Genomic DNA, 20365 nt, shown 5'->3' on the forward strand with positions numbered 1-20365 from the left:
ACCCGCAGGCGCGTTCAAGGGCGAGCATGAAACTACTCGAAACATACATATTGCGGCGTGTCGGCCAGATGTTTCTCGTGGCCCTGCTCCCGGTGCTCGCCATCATCTGGACCACCCAGGTCCTGCAGCGCATCAACCTCGTCACCGACAGCGGCCAGTCGATCGGCTCGTTCGCCACGCTTGCGACGCTGATCCTGCCGTCGATCATTCCCGTCGTGCTGCCCTTCGCGCTCGTCATCGGCATTACCCAGACGCTGACGACGATGAACAACGATTCCGAACTGACCGTGATCGATGCCGCGGGCGCGCGCCGCAGCATCCTGGCGCGGCCGATCCTGCTGCTTGCCGTTCTCATCAGCGTCTTCTCGTTCTTCGTCGACAATGTCGTCGAGCCGCGGGCAAAGACGGTCGTGCGGCAGATGATCGCCGCCACCTATGCCGACCTTCTGTCGTCGGTGATCGAGGAAAAGACCTTCCGCAAGATCGACGAAGGCCTTTATGTGCAGATCTCGCAGCGGCTTGCCGGCCGCACGCTCAAGGGCCTGTTCGTCGCCGACGAGCGCGATCCGAACTACGAGCTCATCTATTATGCGCGTGAAGGCGCCGTGGACGATGTCGGCACGTCGCTGATCATGCATGACGGCGAAGTCCATCGCAAAACGGCCGATGGCAACGTCTCGGTCATCAAGTTCGATTCCTATTCCTTCGACCTTTCGGACATGACGGAAAACAACGGGCAGGCGACGCTTCGCGCGAGCGACCGCGATCTCGGCTTCCTGCTCGATCCCGATCCGAAGGACCCCGATTATATCGCCAAGCCCGGCAGCTATACGGCCGAGCTGCATCGCCGGCTGACCGACTGGATGCTTCCCTTCGTCTTCGCGCTTTTCTCGCTTGCCATCGCCGGGGATGCGCGCTCGCATCGCGAGGCACGCATGCATCCGATGATCGGCGCGCTCGGCCTCGCATTCGCCTTGCGCTGGGCGGCGTTCTACGTTGCCAACCAGATCGACAAGAGCGCGACCTATATCCCGATCCTCTATGCGATCCCGATCGTGACCAGCCTGGTTTCGATCGTTTTCCTGAACATGCACAAGCGGCTTTCCATGCCGCTGGCCGTCAGGAACCGCACCTCGTCGATCTGGAAGCGCGCGCAGAAGCGGGTCCTGGCCGCGACGGGCCGGACCGGCGGAGGCGCTGCGCGATGATTTTCGGAACATTGTCCCGGTATTTCTTCCGCCGCTATGTCGTGACCACGATGTGGTTCCTGATCGGCATGAGCGCCATCACCTTCCTGCTCGATTTCAGCGAGACGGCAAGCCGCATCTCCAACTTCCCCGGCTATACGCTGGGCGGCGCCGTGCTTCTGACCGCTGTGCGCCTGCCGCTGATCCTGCAGCAGACCATCCCCTTCGTAGCGCTCTTCGTCGGCATCACCGTACTGATCGGCCTCAACCGGAAATACGAACTCGTCGTCACCCGCGCAGCCGGCATCTCGGTCTGGCAATTCATGCTGCCCTTCATCGCCGGCTCGCTCATTCTCGGCGTGCTGACGGTGGTGGCGCTCAACCCGCTCGCGGCCTGGGGCCAGCGGCAGGCCACGCAGTTCGAAACCGCCTGGCGCGGCCAGGACAATGCCATGATCAAGGCGCTGCAGGTTCCGTGGCTGCGCCAGATCAGCGGCCGGGACGATGTCATCATCGGCGCCAAGACGGTGCTGGAGAACGGCACCCTGCTTGTGGACGCCGTACTTATCCACTTCGATTCCACAGGCCAGGTCATTCTGAGACAGGATGCCTCATCGGCCAAATTGGAAGATGGTTACTGGCAGCTTAACAACGTCATCGAACGCAAGCCTGGGGAAATCCCCGTGCGCAAGGCTTCGGAACAGCTTCGTACCAATCTGAAGCAGGACTTCATCAAGGAGCGGCTGACAGCGCCGGAAACAATTGGTTTTTTTGACCTTTCCAACCGTATTGCGGCTGCCAAATCCTTCGGAATCTCCACGAAGGCGCTCGAGACTCAATTCAACTCACTGCTGTCGCAGCCGCTGCTCCTGGTGGCCATGACTCTCATTGCTGCAACAGTGTCTCTGAAATTTAGCCGGTTCAACCAATCACGCTCTGTGATTCTGGGTGGAATCATTTCAGGCTTCATGCTTTATGTCGTCACCGTGCTTGTAAAAGCATTCGGAAGCAGCGGTGTCGTGCCGCCGTTTGTGGCGACTTGGATACCAGTGGTCGTGGCGCTCGCTTTAGGCGCAACGATCCTGCTTCATCAGGAGGATGGCTAGTGGCGGTAGGCGACCGCAAGAATTTTAGTAAACAGTTGGTTGCCCTGCTCCTAGGTGCGGCTCTGTGTTCCTATTTCGAAAATGCTCCGCTGGCCTACGGCCAGGAGAACAATACCGGCATGCCCGCCATCGGCCAGAACGTCTCGCCGGATGCAAAACTGATGCTGTCCGCAAACGAGCTCGTCTATAACAAGGACCAGGAACTCGTTTCCGTGATCGGCGGCGTGCAGATCAATTACGGCGGCTACAAGCTGGTCGCCCAGAAAGTCGACTATAACCAGAAGACCGGCCGCATGATGGCGACCGGCAACATCGAGATGGTGACGCCCGACGGCAACCGGATCTATGCCGACAGCCTGGACGTGACCGACAATTTCGCAGACGGCTTCATGAACGCGCTGCGAATCGAAACGAGCGACAATACCCGCCTCGTGGCCGAAACCGGCCAGCGCGTCGGCGGCACGCAGATGATTCTGAACAAGGGCGTCTACACGGCCTGCCTGCCCTGCGCGGAAAAGCCCGAGAAGGCGCCTTTCTGGCAGGTCAAGGCGCAGCGCGTCATTCAGGACGGCCAGAAGCACACGATCCGGCTGGAACATGCCCGTTTCGAACTGCTTGGCCAGCCGATCGCCTACGTTCCGTGGATCACGGTTCCCGACAATACGGTGAAGCGCAAGTCGGGCTTCCTGTTCCCGACGATGAGCGTTTCGCAGAATCTCGGCTACGGCCTGTCCGTTCCCTACTATTACGTCATCTCGCCGAGCTCGGATTTCACCGTCACGGGCACCGGCTATACGTCCCAGGGCTTCATGCTCGAAGGCGAATATCGCCGCCGCTTCGAAAACGGCACGCTGACCATGCACATTGCCGGCATCGACCAGATGAGCCCCGGCAACTTCAGCACCGGCACGAGCGATGCCGAGGCCAAGCAGCGCGGCATGGTCGCTTCGAGAGCGAATTTCAGGATCAATCCCCGCTGGACGTTCGGCTGGGACGTGATGGTGCAGAGCGACAACAACTTCTCGCGCACCTACAAGATCCAGGGCTATTCCGGCACGCCTTACGCCAATACCGTCTACCTGACGGGTCTCGGCAAGCGGAACTACTTCGACCTGCGCTCCTTCTATTTCGACGTCCAGGACGCCGATAACAACAGCACGTCGGAGAAGCAGCAGGCGATCGTCTACCCGACGCTCGACTACCACTATGTCGCGCCGAAACCGGTCGCGGGCGGCGAGCTTTCGGCCGACGTCAACCTCACCAACATTTCGCGCACCCATGACGACTTCTACAACGTCGCCGGGTTCGACCGTTTCCGCGGCCTCGAAGGTCAGACGACCCGCCTGACCACCGAGCTCCAGTGGAAGCGCACCTTCGTGACGCCGACCGGCCTCGTGATCACGCCGCTGCTTGCCGCGCGCGGCGATGCTTTCGCGCTCAACATGGACAGCCCCGTCGACGCCAACGGCGTTCCCTATGCCGGCAACTATCTCGACGACAGCGCGGCAACGCGCGGAATGGTCACGGCCGGGCTGGAACTGCGCTACCCGATCCTGTTCACGACCAGCAACAGCACGCATGTCCTGGAACCGATCGCCCAGGTCTATGCGCGTCCCGACGAGCCGCTGGCCGGCCGGCTGCCGAACGAAGACGCGCAGAGTTTCGTCTTCGATGCGACCAACCTTTTCGACCGCGACCGGTTCTCCGGCTACGACCGTATCGAAGGCGGCACGCGCGCGAACGTCGGCTTCCAGTACACCGGAACCTTCGACAGCGGCTACAAGCTGCACGGCATCTTCGGCCAGTCCTACCAGCTTGCGGGCCAGAACTCGTTTGCGACAGACGACCTCGTGAATGTCGGCGCCGAATCAGGTCTTGAGACCGACCGTTCCGACTATGTCGGCCTCGGCGGCATCGAAATGCCCTTCGGCCTCTCGGTTGCGGCATCCTACCGGCTGGACGAGAAGGATTTCTCCTTCAATCGCGGCGACCTGACGACGGCCTATCAAAACGACAGGTTCTCGGGCCAGGTGACCTATACGCACCTGACCGCGCAGCCGGAATACGGCTTTGCCGAAGACAATGACGAGATCCAGACAAACGCCAGGGTCAAGTTCCAGGATTACTGGTCGATCTTCGGCGGCATCGCCTGGGATCTGAACAACGATGTCGTCACCCGGCGCACGCTCGGCATTTCCTACGAAGACGAGTGCACGATCTTCACGATCGCCTATACGGATACGCGCGATACGACGGACGAAACGGCAAGCGACTGGACGATCGCCGCTCGCCTGACCTTCCGCACGCTCGGCGATATCCGGCTGGGTACGGGTGACGCTGCAAGCAACCTCTGATGACGGATGGACGGCCGGAAATCTCCGGCCGGGCCATTCTTTCGCCGTAAGCCTGTGCAGGACATTGCGACCAGTCGTTATGTGAGGCATAGGGTATCGCGGAGCAAGAGATGCGATTTCCGCTCGTCTCAGTGTATGGTAAGAGCGCCGCGCGCTGGATCGTGCGGCGAATCGGGAGGTCAACGGATGATTGACGCGAAGAAGACCGTAACCACGCTTATCGCAGGCGCAGCCTTCATGCTTGCCGCCTTCAGCACCCCGGTCCTTGCCGCCAGCGAGGTCAAGGCGGTGGTCAACGGCACCGCCATTACCAGCGGGGACGTTGCCAAGCGACAGGCCTTCCTGCGGCTGCAGCGTCAGAAGGCCGATGCCAAGGCCGCCGAAGAGCAACTGATCGACGAGACGCTGAAACGGCAGGAAGTGGCGCGCGTGCGCATGTCGGTTTCGCAGGACGACGTCAACGCCTCCTTCGCCCGTTTTGCTTCCTCCAACAAGCTTTCCGTCGAGCAGATGGGGCAGATTCTCGACCGCGCCGGCGTCGGTGTCGATCACTTCAAGAACTTCATTGCCGTGCAGATGAGCTGGCCGCGGGTCGTCAACGCGCGTTACGGCTCCAGCGCACGCATTTCGAATTACGATCTCGTCAACCGCATGATGCAGAACAACAAGCAGAAGCCGGTGACGACCGAATACATGCTGCAGCAGGTCATCTTCGTCATCCCCGCATCCAAGCGCAACGCGATCACGGCCAAGCGCAAGAGCGAAGCCGAAGCGTCCCGCTCCAAATATCCGGGCTGCGATCAGGCAAAGACGTTCGCCGCCACGATGCGCGACGTCTCGATCCGCGACCTCGGCCGCATGCTGGCCCCGGAAATTCCGGCGGACTGGAAGGATCTGGTGGCAGCGGCCAAGGGCAATACGACGGCAACGCGCGTGACCGACAAGGGCGTGGAATATCTGGCGATCTGCAGCCAGCGCCAGGTCTCGGACGACCAGGCGGCCGAGATGGTGTTCCGTCAGGAAGACCTCGACAAGGCCAAGGCCGACAAGTCGGCAGCGCCGGAAAACGAAAACAGCACCAAATATCTCGACGAGCTGCGCAAGCGCGCGCAGATCGTCTATCGCTGATTTCTCCATGGCGACACCCTTTTCGCGACCGCTTGCACTGACCCAGGGCGACCCGGCGGGCGTCGGACCTGACATTACCCTCATGGCCTGGCTGCGCAGGCGCGAGCTTGGGCTGCCGCCGTTTTTCCTGATCGGCGATCCCGATGTGCTTGCGGTGCGGGCGCGCAAGCTCGGCCTCGACATTTCCCTGCGCGGCATCGGCCATGCGGCCGAAAGCCTTGGCGTCTTCGCGGACGCGCTGCCGGTCCTGCCGATAGCGGCGGGCATCGACGTTGCGGCCGGCGAGCCGCATGTCGCGACGGCAAAGGCTACGATCGCCTCGATCGAGACGGCGGTCGGGCTCGTCATGCAGGGCGAAGCGCTCGCGGTCGTCACCAATCCGATCGCCAAGTCGGTGCTCTACGAGGCCGGTTTCAAGTTTCCGGGCCATACGGAATTCCTTGCCGATCTGGCGATGCGCGCGACCGGCCAGCCGGCCATGCCCGTCATGATGCTTGCGGGGCCGAAACTGCGCGCCATTCCCGTCACCATCCATATTCCGCTCAAGGATGTGGCTGAGGCGCTGACCCTCGAACTGATCGTCGAGACCTGCCGGATCGCCGACAGGGACCTGAAGCAGCGGTTCGGCATTACCGCGCCGCGCCTGGCGATCGCCGGGCTCAATCCGCATGCCGGCGAAGGCGGGGCGATCGGCAAGGAGGATGAAAGCGTCATCCATCCCGCAGTCCAGCTGCTGCGCGACGAGGGCATCGACGCGATCGGCCCCCTCCCCGCCGATACGATGTTCCACGACGAAGCGCGCGCGCGCTACGACGTTGCCGTCTGCATGTATCACGATCAGGCACTGATCCCGGCCAAGGCGCTCGGCTTCGACGATTCCGTCAACGTGACGCTCGGCCTTCCTTTCGTGCGCACCTCTCCCGACCACGGCACCGCCTTCGGCATTGCCGGCCGGGGTCTGGCGCGCGAGGCAAGCCTCGTTGCCGCGCTCAAGCTCGGCGCACAGCTTGGCCGTACCGCGGAAAGCCGTCGTTGATGGCTGCACTCGACGGCCTGCCGCCGCTTCGCGAGACGATCCAGCGTCATGGGCTCGACGCGCGCAAGGCGCTCGGGCAGAACTTCCTGCTCGATCTCAACCTGACACAGAAGGTCGCCCGCACGGCGGGAGCGCTGGAGGACGTAACGGTCTTCGAGGTCGGCCCCGGCCCCGGCGGCCTGACGCGGGCGATCCTGGCGCTCGGTGCGAAGAAGGTCGTTGCCGTCGAGCGCGACGCACGCTGCCTGCCGGCTCTGGCCGAGATCGCCGACCACTATCCGGGCCGGCTGGAGGTCATCGAAGGCGATGCGCTGAAGATCGACTTCGAGGCGCTGGCGACGGACGGCCCCGTCAAGATCATCGCCAACCTGCCCTATAATGTCGGCACCCAGCTTCTGGTGAACTGGCTGCTGCCGAAGGCATGGCCGCCCTTCTGGCAATCCCTGACGCTGATGTTCCAGAAGGAAGTCGGCGAACGGATCGTCGCCTCGCAGGACGACGATCATTACGGCCGCCTCGGCGTGCTCGCCGGATGGCGCACCAATGCCCGCATGGCATTCGATATTCCGCCGCAGGCCTTCACGCCGCCGCCGAAGGTCACGTCGACGGTCGTCCACCTGACGCCGAACGAGAACCCGATCCCCTGCTCCGTCGCCAATCTGGAGAAGGTGACGCAGGCCGCCTTCGGCCAGCGTCGCAAGATGCTGCGCCAGAGCTTGAAGCCGCTTGGCGGCGAAAGCCTGCTCGTCAAGGCCGGCATCGATCCGGCCAGGCGCGCGGAAACATTGTCGGTGGAAGAATTCTGCCGGCTGGCCAACAGCCTCTAGCGCATTTCCGGACGCAAGACCGCTGCACACTTTTGCTGGAATTGCTTTCTTTCTCCGCAATTCCGGACGCAAAACCGCTGCGCACTTTTGCTGGAATTGCTTTCTTTCTCCGCAATTCCGGACGCAAAACCGCTGCGCACTTTTGCTGGAATTGCTTTAAAGAACCGGCGTCTCTTCCAGCAGTTCGCGGACGAAATCGAACATGCCGTGGCGGCGGTCGCGGCGCAGGCGTTCGGCCTTGACGATCGACTGCACGGCGTCGAAAGCGGCGTTCAGGTCGTCATTGACGATGACATAGTCATATTCGCGCCAGTGGGCGATCTCGGCGCGGGAATTGGCGAGGCGCGTCTGGATGACGTCCTCGGAATCCTCCGCACGACGATGCAGCCGGGACTGCAGCTCGGTCATGGTCGGCGGCAGCACGAAGATCGAAACGACGTCGGCCTGCATCTTCTGCTGCAATTGCTGGGCGCCCTGCCAGTCGATGTCGAAGAGCATGTCGCGGCCTTCGGCCATGGCCTGCTCGACCGGCTCGCGGGGCGTGCCATAGAAATTGCCGTGAACCTCGGCCCATTCCAGGAGGGAATCGGAATCGCGCAGGCGCTCGAATTCCCGCACCGACTTGAAGTGATAGTGAACGCCTTCCACCTCGCTCGGCCGGCGCTGGCGGGTCGTGACGCTGACGGAAAGGCCGATCTGCTTGTCGGTTTCCAAAAGCGTGCGCGCGATCGTGGATTTACCGGCGCCCGAGGGCGACGAGATGACCAGCATCAGACCGCGGCGGGCGATCCGGATGGGCGATGTTTTCGCCGGGCTCATGTCCTACTCCAAATTCTGGACCTGCTCGCGGAACTGATCGATCACCACCTTCAGCTCGATGCCGGCTGCGGTGACGGCCGATGCGTTCGATTTCGAGCAGATCGTATTCGATTCCCGGTTAAATTCCTGTGCAAGAAAATCGAGCTTTCGGCCGACCGGGCCACCTTTCGCCACGAGATCGCGGGCGGCGGCGACATGGGCCTTCAGCCGGTCGATCTCTTCGCGCAGATCCGCCTTGGTGGCAAGCAGGGCCGCTTCGGCATGCAGCCGGTCGCGGTCGAGCGCGCCGGCGCCTTCCATGAGCAGCGCGACCTGGGCCGAAAGCCTTGCCGCGATCTCCTGGGGCGAGCGCGAAGGATCGGCCTCGATCGTGCCTGTCAAGGCCTCGATCGTCGCGACATGGCCGAGAAGCACACGCGCGAGTGCGGCCCCCTCCTGCTCGCGCATGGCGCGGAGATCGGAAAGGGCGGCCGCCAGTCCCGACAGGATATCGGCATCGCGGGCGGCAACCGTTTCCTCGCTGTCCTGCGGCTCGCGGAAATCGACGAGGCCGCGGATGGAAAGCAGCGTATCGAGCCTCAGCGGCGCCGGGTCGATCAGGCCTTCCAGACGGTCGCGCATGGCAAGAACGGCGGCGAAGGCATCCTGGTTGAGAACGGCCTCCATCTGGCTCTCGCCCGTCGTCAGCGCCAGCGTCGCCTGCAGATTGCCACGGCTGAAATTCTCGCCGGCAATGCGGCGGACATCCGTTTCCAGCCGCTCCAGGCCGGGCGGCAGGCGGAGGCGCAGATCGAGACCCTTGCCGTTGACCGAACGCAGTTCCCATGTCCAGCGCCAGCGGCCGCTCGTTCCCTCGCGCCGCGCAAAACCGGTCATGGACTGCAATGCCATCAAAGGCCTCCCGATATCAGTTGATCTTCTTTTTCTTCGGCGGAACGGCGGATGTATTGTCCGCGGGCTGATCCTCCGGCTGTCCGTCGACGGCAATTTCGGGATCGGCGCCCTTGTCGGCTTCCAGCTTGCGCCAGCGCTTGACGTTGGCATTGTGATCTTCGAGCGTCGCGGCAAAGACGTGGCCGCCCGTGCCGTCGGCGACGAAATAGAGATCCTGCGTCTTCCAGGGGTTGGCAACCGCCTCCAGCGCGTCCTTGCCGGGATTGGCGATCGGCGTCGGCGGCAGGCCCTTGATGAGATAGGTATTGTACGGCGTCTCCTTCTTCAGGTCCGACTGGTAGATCGGCCGGTCGGAGGGTTTGCCCTCGCCGCCGAAGAGGCCGTAGATGATGGTCGGATCGGATTGCAGGCGCATGCCCTTGCCGAGACGGTTCAGGAAGACGGAGGCGACATGGGCGCGCTCGTCCGCCACGCCGGTCTCCTTCTCGACGATCGAGGCAAGCGTTACGAACTCCTCCTTGCTCTTCAGGAGCAGGGAGGGGTCGCGCCGTTCCCAGATCTGGTCGACGAGCTTCTGCTGGGCAGCCGCCATCTGGTCGATGATTTCAGACCGCTTGGTGCCGCGCGAGAACTTGTAGGTATCGGGCCGCAGGCTGCCTTCCGCCGGCAGTGCTGCCGGCAGGTCGCCTTCGAGAACCGGATCGTCCAGCATCCGGTCGAACATCTGCCGCACCGTCAGCCCTTCCGGGAAGGAGACGGAATAAAGGATCGACTTGCCCGATTTCAGGAGTTCCATGATCTCGTTCATGGACGCATGCGCCTTGATCTCGTATTCGCCCGCCTTGAGGCTTTCGCCGGCGTTGAGATGCGTCGCGGTCAGATAGCGGAAGACGCGGGCATCCGAGATGATAAGGTTGCGCTCGAGGTTGGCGGAGATTTCGGCAAGGCCCGCGCCGCTGCGAACGATGAAATTGGTGTTCGTCTGCAGCGGGCCGGGGCTCTGATAGGCGGTGATGGCGTAATAGAAGCCGATGAGACCGGCGATGCAGACGACCACCGCCATCGTCATCACGAAATTCAGGAAGAGGACGACCTGGCTGCGCGCATTCCGGGAGCGCTTCGGCGGCTCGGGAACGCGTTCCGGGCGCAGGGCTTCGTTCGGCGATTTCGGGATGATCGGTCCCTTCTGCGCCGGCTGGCCGTTGTCGCTGCTCTGGTTGGTCGTATCGCTCACCGGCAATCCTCTAAAACTTGGCCCCCGCTTCGCTATTTCGCGAAGTAATGCGGCAAAAACAGGTTCTGCCGCTCTTCATGACGCCGTTTGACGTTCGCCCGTGCTCGTAAACCGCCTGTTACGCGACGTAGCGGCGCAGCACGAGCGATGCATTCGTGCCGCCGAATCCGAACGAGTTGGACAGCGCCACGTTGATTTCTCGCTCACGAGCCTTGTGCGGAACAAGATCGATTGCCGTTTCCCGTTCCGGGTTGTCAAGATTGAGCGTCGGGGGGGCGACGTTATCCCTGATTGCGAGGGTTGTGAAGATCGCCTCGATGGCGCCGGCGGCACCGAGAAGATGGCCGGTCGCGGATTTGGTCGACGACATCGATATTTTCGAGGCCGCATTGCCGACGAGCCGCTCGACGGCGCCGAGCTCGATCGTATCGGCCATGGTCGAGGTGCCGTGGGCGTTGATGTAATCGACATCGGCCGGCGTCAGACCGGCGCGCTTCAGCGCCATGGTCATGCAGCGGAACGCGCCTTCGCCGTCTTCCGACGGGGCGGTGATGTGGAAGGCATCGCCGGAAAGGCCGTAGCCGACCACTTCGGCATAGATCTTGGCGCCGCGTGCCAGCGCGTGGTCCAGCTCTTCGAGAACCACGATGCCGGCGCCCTCGCCCATGACGAAACCGTCACGGTCCTTGTCATAGGGGCGCGAGGCCTTCTGCGGGTCGTCGTTATGCTGCGTCGAGAGCGCCTTGCAGGCGGCAAAACCGGCAAGCGAAATGCGGCTGACCGGGGATTCCGTGCCGCCGGCGACCATGACATCGGCATCGCCGAGCGCGATCAGGCGGGCAGCGTCGCCAATGGCGTGCGCGCCGGTGGAGCAGGCGGTGACGACCGAATGGTTGGGGCCGCGCAGCTTGTGGCGGATGGAGACCTGGCCGGAGACGAGGTTGATCAGGCGGCCGGGAATGAAGAAGGGAGAGATGCGGCGCGGGCCTTTGTCGCGCAGCGTATAGCCGGCTTCGACAATGCCCTCGATGCCGCCGATGCCGGAGCCGATCAGCACGCCGGTGGCGATCTGGTCCTCGTCGGTTTCGGGATGCCAGTTGGCGTCGTTCAGCGCCATGTCGGCAGCGGCCATGCCGTAGATGATGAAGGGGTCGACCTTGCGCTGTTCCTTCGGCTCCATCCAGTCGTCCGGATTGAAGGTGCCGTCGGAACCGTCGCCGACGGGAATGCGGCAGGCGATCTTGGCGGGGAGATCCTCGATCTCGAATTCGGTCACGAGGCGGGCGCCGTTGGCTCCCGCAAGCAGGCGGGACCAGGTCACTTCCGTTCCGCATCCCAAGGGCGATACCATGCCGGTACCTGTAATGACGACCCTTCTCATCGACTGCTTTCCCCCGTCTGTTATGTTTTATGGAGAAACATGCTCAAAAGAAAAGGGCGGACTCTTGGCCCGCCCTTTCTCGAATGCGCAGAATCAGGCCTGAGCCTTTTCAATAAACTTCACGGCGTCGCCAACCGTCAGGATCGAGTCAGCAGCGTCGTCGGGAATTTCAACGCCGAATTCTTCTTCGAAAGCCATGACCAGTTCGACCGTGTCGAGCGAGTCAGCGCCCAGATCGTCGATAAAGCTGGCGCTCTCGACAACCTTGTCGGCATCGACGCCAAGATGATCAATAACAATTTTCTTTACGCGTTCTGCGATATCGCTCATGTCGGTTTCCTCGACCTTATGTCCTGATCGGAATGTCTTTCTGACACCCCTACCCTGTTTCAGCCTGCGATGCTTTCAGACATCCTCGGCAAACTCGTTTACCCGGCTTTAGAGAAGTCCCAGGCTTGCGAAAAGCCCGCCGGTCCGTCTGCTTTTTCGGGACGACTGTACACAGTCATGGCCCGCTTAACATGCTTTAAGTCTGCCGCAAAGCCAGAAAATCAACCGTTCGTGATTGCTCAACACGCTATTGGCTGAAATCGGCGACCGCGGCAGCTAATCGTTTCAGATCATGGCCATGCCGCCGTTCACGTGCAGCGTCTGACCCGTCATATAACCGGCCTCGGCGGAGGCGAGATAGGCAACGGCGGAGGCCACTTCGGCGCCGGTACCCATGCGCTTCATGGGAATGGCGCCCATGATCGCTTCCTTCTGCTTGTCGTTCAGCTTGCCGGTCATGGCGCTTTCGATAAAGCCCGGGGCAACGCAGTTGACGGTCACGTTGCGGGTGGCGATTTCCTGGGCCAGCGACTTGGTGAAGCCGATCATGCCGGCCTTGGAGGCGCAATAGTTCGCCTGGCCGGGATTGCCGGTGACGCCGACAACGGAGGTGATGTTGATGATGCGGCCGTAGCGGCGGCGCATCATCGGATGGGTGAGTTCGCGCGTCAGGCGGAAGGTCGCCGTCAGGTTCACTTCCAGAACGGCATCCCAGTCCTCGTCGCTCATGCGCACGAAGAGACCGTCCCTGGTGATGCCGGCATTGTTGACCAGGATATCGACGCCTTCGAGATCGGCTTCCGCCTTCTGGCCGAGCGCCTTGACCTCGTCGCGATCCGACAGGTTCGCCGGGAAGATCTTGACGCGCTCGCCAAGCTCGCCCGCCAGAGCTTCGAGCTTTTCGACGCGGGTGCCGTGCAGGCCGACGATGGCGCCCTGCTTGTGGAGAAGGCGGGCGATTTCCTCGCCGATACCGCCCGATGCGCCGGTGACGAGAGCCTTGCGGCCGGAAAGATCGAACATGGGAACGTTCCTTGTTTGAGTGGGCAATCAGGCCGTGAGAGCGGCAATGGCGGCGTCGATATCGGCCGGGCCGTTGACCGGGACGCCATTGACAGTCTTGTCGATGCGGCGCGTAAGGCCGGTGAGCACCTTGCCGGCGCCGAGTTCGTAAAGCGTGGTTACGCCGTTTGCGGCAAACCATTCCACCGTCTCGCGCCAGCGGACCTGACCCGTGACCTGCGCGACGAGAAGGCTTGCGATTTCTTCGGCATCCGTGACGGGGGCGGCACGGACGTTGGCGATGAGCGGCACGCGCGGATCGGCCTTCTTCACGCCGGCCAGCGCCTCGCGCATGGCGTCGGCGGCGGGCGCCATCAGCTTCGAATGGAAGGGCGCGGAGACCGGCAGCAGGATGGCACGCTTGGCGCCCTTTTCGGTCGCAAGGCCGGCCGCCTTTTCGACAGCCGCCTTCTCACCGGATATGACGAGCTGGCCGCCGCCATTGTCATTGGCGATCTGACAGGAGCCGATGGCCGCGGCCTTTTCGCAGACGGCCTGCACATCGGCATGTTCGAGGCCGATGATGGCAGCCATGGCGCCGACGCCGACCGGCACGGCGGCCTGCATGGCATTGCCGCGAATGCGCAGAAGGCGGGCCGTATCGGCGATGGAGAAGGTGCCGGCGGCACAGAGGGCGGAATATTCGCCGAGCGAATGGCCGGCGACATAGGCGACCCTGGCCTTCAGGTCGAGACCCCTGGCCTCCAGAACGCGGATGACGGCCATGGAGACGGCCATCAGCGCCGGCTGGGCATTGGCCGTCAGCGTCAGCTTGTCTTCGGGACCGTTGAACATGGTGTCGGAAAGCTTTTCACCGAGCGCTTCGTCGACCTCTTCGAAAACGGCGCGGGCTTCCGCGAAGCTCTCGGCGAGATCCTTGCCCATGCCGACGGCCTGGCTGCCCTGGCCGGGAAAAGTGAAAGCAACGGTCATTTTTCAGTCCCTCGATAGCGCCCATCGGGCCATTTCGCCTCCAATTGACATTCTTTCCTTGAGAGTCAAGTGGCGGCCGATTCTCTCCAAAGCCTTTCGCGCCAGCGGGAAAGCCCGGTTTTTTCTCTTGCGCTTCAGCAAATCCAGCCTAGATTTGCGCGGTTCTTCGCAAGCCCTTCCCTTTCTCAGACGACGTTCAAGGTTCCCGATGAAATACAATAAATTAGGCCGCACAGATATTTCCGTTTCCGAAATTTGCCTGGGAACGATGACCTGGGGCACGCAGAACAGCGAGGCGGAAGCCCACGAGCAGATGGACTACGCCGTCCAGGAAGGCATCAATTTCTTCGACACGGCCGAACTCTACCCGACGACGCCGGTTTCGGCCGAAACGCAGGGCCGCACGGAAGAATATATCGGCAGCTGGTTTGAAAAGACCGGCAAGCGCGCAGATATCGTGCTTGCCACCAAGGTCGCCGGCACGGGCCGCTCCTATCTGCGCGACGGCGAAGGCGCCGATGCCAAAAACATCAGGCTTGCGATCGACGCCAGCCTGAAACGGCTCAAGACCGATTACATCGATCTCTACCAGGTCCACTGGCCGAACCGCGGCCATTTCCATTTCCGCCAGAGCTGGCACTACGACCCGTTCAAGCAGGACAGCGCAAAAGCCGTCGCCAACATGACCGAGATCGTCGAGACCATGGGCGAACTGGTGAAGGCCGGCAAGATCCGCGCCTTCGGCCTGTCCAACGAAACCACCTGGGGCATCCAGAAATACGTGACGCTGTCCGAGCAGCTGAACCTGCCGCGCGTGGCCAGCGTGCAGAACGAGTACAATCTTCTCTATCGCCATTTCGATCTCGACCTGGCCGAACTTTCCCATCACGAAAATGTCGGCCTGCTGGCCTATTCGCCGCTTGCCGCGGGAATCCTGACCGGAAAATACATCAACGGCGAAAAGCCGGCGGGCACGCGCGCCGCGATCAACGGCGATCTCGGCGGCCGCCTGCAGCCGCTGCAGGAAGCGCCGACGCGGGCCTATCTCGACATTGCCGCCCGCCACGGCCTCGACCCTTCGCAGATGGCGCTCGCCTTCTGCCTGACCCGCCGCTTCATGACGTCCGTCATCATCGGCGCGACCTCGATGGCGCAGCTGAAGACGGATATCGGATCGGCCGGCGTCAAACTCGGCAGCGAGGTGCTGGCAGAGATCGAGAAGGTTCACCGGCAGTATCCGATGCCGCTCTGACGGCCTGCGAATTTGCGAAGGGCGCGGGAGATCGCGCCCTTTTTTATGTCCGACAGGCGACGACCCTGTGTTCGCATTTCGCCGGTAAGTGGCGGCCATCCGGTCACGGGCGCCATACTTTCAGTTTCAGCACGTGATTTTTCCGAACGCAGCGGCTGCCGATCGCGACGACCGGTTCTTCATCGGCATTCCGCCGGGACAGACCATCTTCTTTCGGCCGGAAGCGACGAAAGAAGGTTTCTTGCCGCCTTCCCTTGCCTTTCGCGCAAAAATCCGTATAAGCGCGCCTGTTCGTTAACCCGGTCTTCTGGCTGGTGGCTGAACGGAGGGCCGGTCTGCTTCATGCAAACCGTTCGGAACGGAAGCGTTCCAGCCTCCCGTGTCTCCGCTCTCGACCGTCTCGGAAACGCTTTTCTTGCTTGGCGTATCACGCCTCTCAGGAGCAGTCGTTGAGGCTTAGCCGCCGAATGCCGGGTTCTGATCAACGCAAGAAAGGCAAAGCTGTCATGGCTCTTTATGAACATGTATTCCTTGCCCGACAGGATATCACGTCGCAGCAGGTCGATGCCCTCGTAGAACAGTACAAGGGCGTGATCGAAGCATACGGCGGCAAGGTCGGGCGCATCGAAAACTGGGGCCTCAAGTCCCTCACCTACCGCATCAAGAAGAACCGCAAGGCGCACTACGCCCTGATGGACATCGATGCGCCGGCAGCTGCGATCCAGGAAATGGAACGCCAGATGCGCATCAGCGAAGACGTTCTTCGCTACATGACCATCGCTGTCGAAAAGCACGAAGACGGCCCGTCTGCCATGATGCAGAAGCGCGACCGCGACGACCGTGGCCCGCGTGAAGGCGGCGACCGTGGCCCGCGCCGCGAATTCGGCGACCGTCCGCCGCGCCGTGACGGCGAGTTCCAGCGCGCTCCGCGTCCGGACCGCGCTCCCCGCGAAGACCGTGCATAAGGAGAAATAAGAATGTCTGAATCTTCCTCCGCTCCGGTCCGTCGTCCGTTCCACCGTCGTCGCAAGACCTGCCCCTTCTCGGGCGCAAACGCTCCGCGCATCGACTACAAGGACGTCCGTCTCCTGCAGCGCTACATTTCCGAGCGCGGCAAGATCGTTCCGTCCCGCATCACGGCCGTTTCCCAGAAGAAGCAGCGCGAGCTCGCCCAGGCGATCAAGCGCGCCCGCTTCCTCGGCCTGCTGCCCTACGTCGTCGCCTGATTGACTATCGGAGCCCCGGATTTCCGATCCGGGGCTTCCTCCCTTCCGCGATGGGCGCGGATCGGAACCAGAAAACCCATGTTGAGGCATCTCCCGGACAGATTCAGGGAAACCCTCTAACTGCTTGATGAAGCAGGACAGCGAAGTGATACGACCGAACCCGAAAACGCTTGCGACCGGCGCACTTGCCGGAGTGACCGCCGCCTTGCTGGTGCTTGGCGCGAGCATGCAGCCGTCGTTCAGTGCCGTTCTCTACGCCGCTTCCGCGCTTCCCATTCTGCTGGTCGGCCTCGGCTGGGGCAATCTCGCGGCGATTTCCGCCGTCGTCACTGCCGCGGTCGTCGGCGCGATCGCCATCTCACCGTCCTTCGCGCTGGTCATGACGCTGGTGACGCTGCTGCCGGCAGGCTGGCTCAGCCATCTTGCCAATCTCGCGCGGCCGGCTTCCGAACTCGGCGGCCCGGACAACCTGCTCGCCTGGTATCCGCTGTCGGATATCCTGCTGCATCTGTGCGGTCTCGTCACCTTCGCCGTTATCGTGACCGGCATCATGATCGGCTACGGACCCGACATCACCAATCAGATGGTCGATGCGCTGATGAGTTCGCTGCAGGAGCAGCAGCCGGATTTCGTTCCGGATCCGGCCGCCACCGCGCAGACCAAATCGCTCGTCGTCCTCATGCTGCCGGCAATCCAGGGCGGCATCTGGGTGGTGATGCTGTTTGCCGCCTATTATGTCGCGACGCGCATCGTGACCGCGTCCGGCAAGGCCCTGCGCCCGCGCGAGGATATCCCCTCGTCGCTGCGCATGAACCGCAATTCCATCTTCGTCTTCCTCGCCGGTCTGGCCGCCACGTTCATGGGCGGCGTTCCGGCGATGATCGGCGCCACCGTTGTCGGAGCCTTCGGCGCCGGCTTCCTGATGTCCGGCTTCGCCGCCCTGCACTTCCGCACGCGCGGCAAGGACTGGCGCCTGCCGGCCCTCATCCTGAGCTACCTGGCATGCACCATGATGCTGCCGGCCCTTTTCATCCTCGTGCTTGGTCTGGCCGATACCCGCAAGGCGATCGCCCTCACCCCGAACAAGGATGCCGATGCCCCCAAACAGACCGATACCGAAATCTGAGAACAAGAAAGGAAAAACACCATGGAAGTCATTCTTCTCGAACGCATCTCCAAGCTCGGCCAGATGGGCGAAACCGTAAAGGTTCGCGACGGCTTCGCACGCAACTACCTCCTGCCGCTCGGCAAGGCACTGCGCGCCAACGCCGCCAACAAGGCCCGTTTCGAAGCCGAGCGCGCAACGCTCGAAGCCCGTAACCTGGAGCGCAAGTCCGAAGCCCAGAAGGTTGCCGACGTTCTTAACGGCAAGTCCTTCATCGTCGTGCGTTCCGCCGGCGAAACCGGCCAGCTCTACGGCTCCGTCGCTGCCCGTGACGTCGTCGAGGTCCTGGCCGCCGAAGGCTTCAACATTTCCCGCAACCAGGTTCACCTCAACACGCCGATCAAGGCGATCGGCCTGCACAAGGTCGAGCTGCAGCTCCATGCCGAAGTTGAAATCAACGTCGAGCTGAACGTCGCCCGTTCCGTCGAAGAAGCAGAACGTCAGGCCAAGGGCGAAGAACTCACCTCGGTCGACGCCATCTACGGCGTTGACGAAGACGCCCTGCGTCCGGAAGACTTCTTCGATCCGGAAGCCGACGGCCTCGACGAAGACGAAGCATGATTTCTGTCTTCGGACGGATCGCAAAGCCCGGCCCTGCGCCGGGCTTTTTTCGTTGGCGGATTGTCCACAGCCGGCCCTGCGCAATGTGCCGGCTTTTTTGCTGCGCCCTGCAATCCGCGCCGCTAATATATCCCGGCGCCGAAGCGGCAAAGTGAGTCGCCGCCGGCAGCGTGTCGCATGGGTGACAGTTCGGAAATTTTCGGCTGACGGGACGCTGCGACTGTGGAGAAGTCGAACAATGGGCACATCGCCGCCCATTTGGCGACGGCTTGGACGCAGTTGCCGCGCGAGGCTTGATTTTTGCGGCCGGCCCTGCAAATCCGGGTTCTGGAAAAAAGACAGTACGGATGACGATGAACGAAGCTGCACGAAAGATTGCCGCCGTTGCTCCCGCAGAGCAGCACTATCGCGAAGCACCTAATAACATCGAGGCCGAACAGGCACTGCTCGGCGCCATCCTGATGAACAACGACGCCTATTACCGGGTGTCGGACTTCCTCAAGCCCAACCATCTCTACGAACCCTTGCACCGCAAGATCTTCGAGGTCGCCGGCGATATCATCCGCATGGGCAAGATCGCCAATCCGGTCACGGTCAAGACCTTCCTGCCGGCCGACGAGAAGGTTGGCGACATCACGGTTTCGCAATATCTGGCAAGCCTCGTCACGGGGGCGGTGACGATCATCAACGCCGAGGACTACGGCCGGGCGATCTACGACCTCGCCATCCGCCGCGCGCTGATCACCATCGGCGAGGATGTCGTCAACATCGCCTATGACGCGCCGCTCGACATGCCGCCGCAGGCGCAGATCGAAGATACCGAGCGGCGCCTGTTCGAGCTTGCCGAAAACGGCCGCTACGACGGCGGCTTCCAGTCCTTCAACGATGCCGTGGCGCTGGCGATCGACATGGCGGCCGTCGCCAAGGAGCGAGACGGCGGGCTCTCGGGCATTTCCACCGGCATCCACTCGCTCGACGCCAAGATGGGCGGGTTGCAGCGCTCCGACCTGATCGTGCTCGCCGGCCGTCCGGGCATGGGCAAGACCTCGCTTGCCACCAACATCGCCTATAATATCGCCGCCGCCTACGAAGGCGAAGTGCAGCCCGACGGCAGCATGAAGGCCAAAAACGGCGGCGTCGTCGGCTTCTACTCGCTGGAAATGTCGTCCGAACAGCTTGCCACCCGTATCATCTCCGAGCAGACGGAAGTCTCCTCCTCGAAGATCCGACGCGGCGACATCAACGATGCCGATTTCGAAAAGCTCGTCGCCTGCTCGATGATGATGCAGAAGGTGCCGCTCTATATCGACCAGACCGGCGGTATCTCCATCGCCCAGCTTTCGGCGCGCGCCCGCCGCCTGAAGCGCCAGCGCGGCCTTGACGTGCTCGTGGTCGACTACGTGCAGCTGATGACCGGCTCCGGCAAGTCCAACGAGAACCGCGTCCAGGAAATCACCCAGATCACGACGGGCCTCAAGGCGCTCGGCAAGGAACTGAACGTTCCGATCATCGCGCTGTCGCAGCTGTCGCGTGCCGTCGAAAGCCGCGACGACAAGCGCCCGCAGCTTTCCGACCTTCGCGAATCCGGCTCGATCGAGCAGGACGCCGACGTCGTGCTCTTCGTGTTCCGCGAGGAATATTACGTCAAGAACATGGAACCGCGCGATCCCAACGATCCGAAATATGCGGAATGGGAAGCGCTGTTCGACAAGGTCAAGGGCACGGCCGACGTCATCATCGCCAAGCAGCGCCACGGACCGACCGGCACGGTGAAGCTCGCCTTCCAGTCGGAATTCACGCGCTTTGCCGATCTCGCCGACCCGTCCTTCATCCAGTATGAGGAACATTGACGCGGGTCTTCCGCGTCAAT

The 20365-nt window shown here is 62.3% G+C and carries 19 protein-coding genes; 12 read left to right on the forward strand and 7 right to left on the reverse strand.

Features of this window, described 5'->3' with window-relative positions; translation table 11 throughout:
* Positions 1-26: 26 nt before the first annotated feature.
* From ACFPWW_RS28260 to rsmA, 6 genes are all read left to right on the forward strand, one after another.
* A complete protein-coding gene (locus ACFPWW_RS28260; protein ID WP_112565927.1) occupies positions 27-1208 on the forward strand; it encodes an LptF/LptG family permease in 1182 nt (393 codons plus the stop codon).
* Complete coding sequence (gene lptG, locus ACFPWW_RS28265; RefSeq protein WP_112565924.1) at positions 1205-2293, forward strand: LPS export ABC transporter permease LptG; 1089 nt, start codon at positions 1205-1207, stop codon at positions 2291-2293. Before ACFPWW_RS28260 ends, lptG begins: the two co-directional genes overlap by 4 nt.
* The gene (locus ACFPWW_RS28270) at positions 2293-4647 is read left to right on the forward strand and encodes an LPS-assembly protein LptD (RefSeq protein WP_112755736.1); all 2355 of its coding nucleotides are present in this window, start codon (positions 2293-2295) and stop codon (positions 4645-4647) included. Before lptG ends, ACFPWW_RS28270 begins: the two co-directional genes overlap by 1 nt.
* A 186-nt stretch (positions 4648-4833) precedes the next feature.
* A complete protein-coding gene (locus ACFPWW_RS28275; protein WP_112706129.1) occupies positions 4834-5775 on the forward strand; it encodes a peptidylprolyl isomerase in 942 nt (313 codons plus the stop codon).
* A gap of 7 nt (positions 5776-5782) precedes the next feature.
* A complete protein-coding gene (pdxA, locus tag ACFPWW_RS28280) occupies positions 5783-6811 on the forward strand; it encodes a 4-hydroxythreonine-4-phosphate dehydrogenase PdxA (protein WP_377314479.1) in 1029 nt (342 codons plus the stop codon).
* Positions 6811-7638 (forward strand): 16S rRNA (adenine(1518)-N(6)/adenine(1519)-N(6))-dimethyltransferase RsmA, encoded by an 828-nt coding sequence (gene rsmA / locus ACFPWW_RS28285; protein WP_112565912.1) that lies wholly within the window; start codon positions 6811-6813, stop codon positions 7636-7638. Before pdxA ends, rsmA begins: the two co-directional genes overlap by 1 nt.
* Before the next feature lie 156 nt (positions 7639-7794).
* Here the strand turns inward: rsmA and gmk are convergent, their stop codons facing one another.
* The 7 genes from gmk to fabD form a co-directional block, all read right to left on the reverse strand.
* Positions 7795-8457, reverse strand: a complete 663-nt coding sequence (gene gmk, locus ACFPWW_RS28290; protein ID WP_112565909.1) for a guanylate kinase — start codon at positions 8455-8457, stop codon at positions 7795-7797.
* Positions 8458-8460: 3 nt separating this feature from the next.
* Positions 8461-9348, reverse strand: a complete 888-nt coding sequence (locus ACFPWW_RS28295) for a YicC/YloC family endoribonuclease (RefSeq protein WP_112754399.1) — start codon at positions 9346-9348, stop codon at positions 8461-8463.
* Positions 9349-9364: 16 nt separating this feature from the next.
* On the reverse strand, positions 9365-10585 hold the full coding sequence (mltG, locus tag ACFPWW_RS28300; protein WP_112565903.1) for an endolytic transglycosylase MltG: 1221 nt from the start codon (positions 10583-10585) through the stop codon (positions 9365-9367).
* Between the two features lie 118 nt (positions 10586-10703).
* Complete coding sequence (gene fabF, locus ACFPWW_RS28305; RefSeq protein ID WP_377314482.1) at positions 10704-11966, reverse strand: beta-ketoacyl-ACP synthase II; 1263 nt, start codon at positions 11964-11966, stop codon at positions 10704-10706.
* A gap of 93 nt (positions 11967-12059) precedes the next feature.
* Positions 12060-12296: an acyl carrier protein gene (locus ACFPWW_RS28310; protein WP_003547058.1), complete on the reverse strand. Its 237-nt coding sequence runs from the start codon at positions 12294-12296 to the stop codon at positions 12060-12062.
* A 285-nt stretch (positions 12297-12581) separates the two neighbouring features.
* Positions 12582-13319, reverse strand: coding sequence for a 3-oxoacyl-[acyl-carrier-protein] reductase (gene fabG, locus ACFPWW_RS28315; protein ID WP_112565897.1), 738 nt, complete (start codon positions 13317-13319; stop codon positions 12582-12584).
* Positions 13320-13346: 27 nt separating this feature from the next.
* The gene (gene fabD, locus ACFPWW_RS28320; protein ID WP_377314487.1) at positions 13347-14291 is read right to left on the reverse strand and encodes an ACP S-malonyltransferase; all 945 of its coding nucleotides are present in this window, start codon (positions 14289-14291) and stop codon (positions 13347-13349) included.
* 208 nt (positions 14292-14499) lie between these two features.
* On the opposite strand from fabD, the gene ACFPWW_RS28325 reads away from it, so the two are divergent.
* The 6 genes from ACFPWW_RS28325 to ACFPWW_RS28350 all read left to right on the forward strand — a co-directional run bounded on the left by ACFPWW_RS28325 (position 14500) and on the right by ACFPWW_RS28350 (position 20345).
* A complete protein-coding gene (locus tag ACFPWW_RS28325) occupies positions 14500-15543 on the forward strand; it encodes an aldo/keto reductase (protein ID WP_113412435.1) in 1044 nt (347 codons plus the stop codon).
* Positions 15544-16049: 506 nt separating this feature from the next.
* Positions 16050-16508 (forward strand): 30S ribosomal protein S6, encoded by a 459-nt coding sequence (gene rpsF, locus ACFPWW_RS28330; RefSeq protein WP_112565888.1) that lies wholly within the window; start codon positions 16050-16052, stop codon positions 16506-16508.
* 12 nt (positions 16509-16520) lie between these two features.
* The gene (gene rpsR / locus ACFPWW_RS28335) at positions 16521-16769 is read left to right on the forward strand and encodes a 30S ribosomal protein S18 (protein WP_007531286.1); all 249 of its coding nucleotides are present in this window, start codon (positions 16521-16523) and stop codon (positions 16767-16769) included.
* A gap of 127 nt (positions 16770-16896) precedes the next feature.
* Positions 16897-17895, forward strand: a complete 999-nt coding sequence (locus ACFPWW_RS28340; RefSeq protein ID WP_377314490.1) for a DUF2232 domain-containing protein — start codon at positions 16897-16899, stop codon at positions 17893-17895.
* Positions 17896-17916: 21 nt separating this feature from the next.
* On the forward strand, positions 17917-18495 hold the full coding sequence (gene rplI / locus ACFPWW_RS28345; RefSeq protein WP_112565885.1) for a 50S ribosomal protein L9: 579 nt from the start codon (positions 17917-17919) through the stop codon (positions 18493-18495).
* Between the two features lie 353 nt (positions 18496-18848).
* A complete protein-coding gene (locus tag ACFPWW_RS28350) occupies positions 18849-20345 on the forward strand; it encodes a replicative DNA helicase (RefSeq protein ID WP_112566408.1) in 1497 nt (498 codons plus the stop codon).
* Positions 20346-20365: the final 20 nt, after the last annotated feature.

The organism is Rhizobium sp. GCM10022189, assembly GCF_042656325.1.
Lineage (GTDB): Bacteria > Pseudomonadota > Alphaproteobacteria > Rhizobiales > Rhizobiaceae > Rhizobium.

What these genes read in the sequence shown, in the direction of transcription:
- ACFPWW_RS28260 (WP_112565927.1), top strand. Translation starts at nt 27, where the DNA reads ATGAAACTACTCGAAACATACATATTGCGGCGTGTCGGCCAGATGTTT.
- lptG (WP_112565924.1), top strand. Translation starts at nt 1,205, where the DNA reads ATGATTTTCGGAACATTGTCCCGGTATTTCTTCCGCCGCTATGTCGTG.
- ACFPWW_RS28275 (WP_112706129.1), top strand. Translation starts at nt 4,834, where the DNA reads ATGATTGACGCGAAGAAGACCGTAACCACGCTTATCGCAGGCGCAGCC.
- pdxA (WP_377314479.1), top strand. Translation starts at nt 5,783, where the DNA reads ATGGCGACACCCTTTTCGCGACCGCTTGCACTGACCCAGGGCGACCCG.
- rsmA (WP_112565912.1), top strand. Translation starts at nt 6,811, where the DNA reads ATGGCTGCACTCGACGGCCTGCCGCCGCTTCGCGAGACGATCCAGCGT.
- gmk (WP_112565909.1), bottom strand. Translation starts at nt 8,457, where the DNA reads ATGAGCCCGGCGAAAACATCGCCCATCCGGATCGCCCGCCGCGGTCTG.
- ACFPWW_RS28295 (WP_112754399.1), bottom strand. Translation starts at nt 9,348, where the DNA reads ATGGCATTGCAGTCCATGACCGGTTTTGCGCGGCGCGAGGGAACGAGC.
- fabF (WP_377314482.1), bottom strand. Translation starts at nt 11,966, where the DNA reads ATGAGAAGGGTCGTCATTACAGGTACCGGCATGGTATCGCCCTTGGGA.
- ACFPWW_RS28310 (WP_003547058.1), bottom strand. Translation starts at nt 12,296, where the DNA reads ATGAGCGATATCGCAGAACGCGTAAAGAAAATTGTTATTGATCATCTT.
- fabG (WP_112565897.1), bottom strand. Translation starts at nt 13,319, where the DNA reads ATGTTCGATCTTTCCGGCCGCAAGGCTCTCGTCACCGGCGCATCGGGC.
- fabD (WP_377314487.1), bottom strand. Translation starts at nt 14,291, where the DNA reads ATGACCGTTGCTTTCACTTTTCCCGGCCAGGGCAGCCAGGCCGTCGGC.
- ACFPWW_RS28325 (WP_113412435.1), top strand. Translation starts at nt 14,500, where the DNA reads ATGAAATACAATAAATTAGGCCGCACAGATATTTCCGTTTCCGAAATT.
- rpsF (WP_112565888.1), top strand. Translation starts at nt 16,050, where the DNA reads ATGGCTCTTTATGAACATGTATTCCTTGCCCGACAGGATATCACGTCG.
- rpsR (WP_007531286.1), top strand. Translation starts at nt 16,521, where the DNA reads ATGTCTGAATCTTCCTCCGCTCCGGTCCGTCGTCCGTTCCACCGTCGT.
- ACFPWW_RS28340 (WP_377314490.1), top strand. Translation starts at nt 16,897, where the DNA reads ATGAAGCAGGACAGCGAAGTGATACGACCGAACCCGAAAACGCTTGCG.
- rplI (WP_112565885.1), top strand. Translation starts at nt 17,917, where the DNA reads ATGGAAGTCATTCTTCTCGAACGCATCTCCAAGCTCGGCCAGATGGGC.
- ACFPWW_RS28350 (WP_112566408.1), top strand. Translation starts at nt 18,849, where the DNA reads ATGAACGAAGCTGCACGAAAGATTGCCGCCGTTGCTCCCGCAGAGCAG.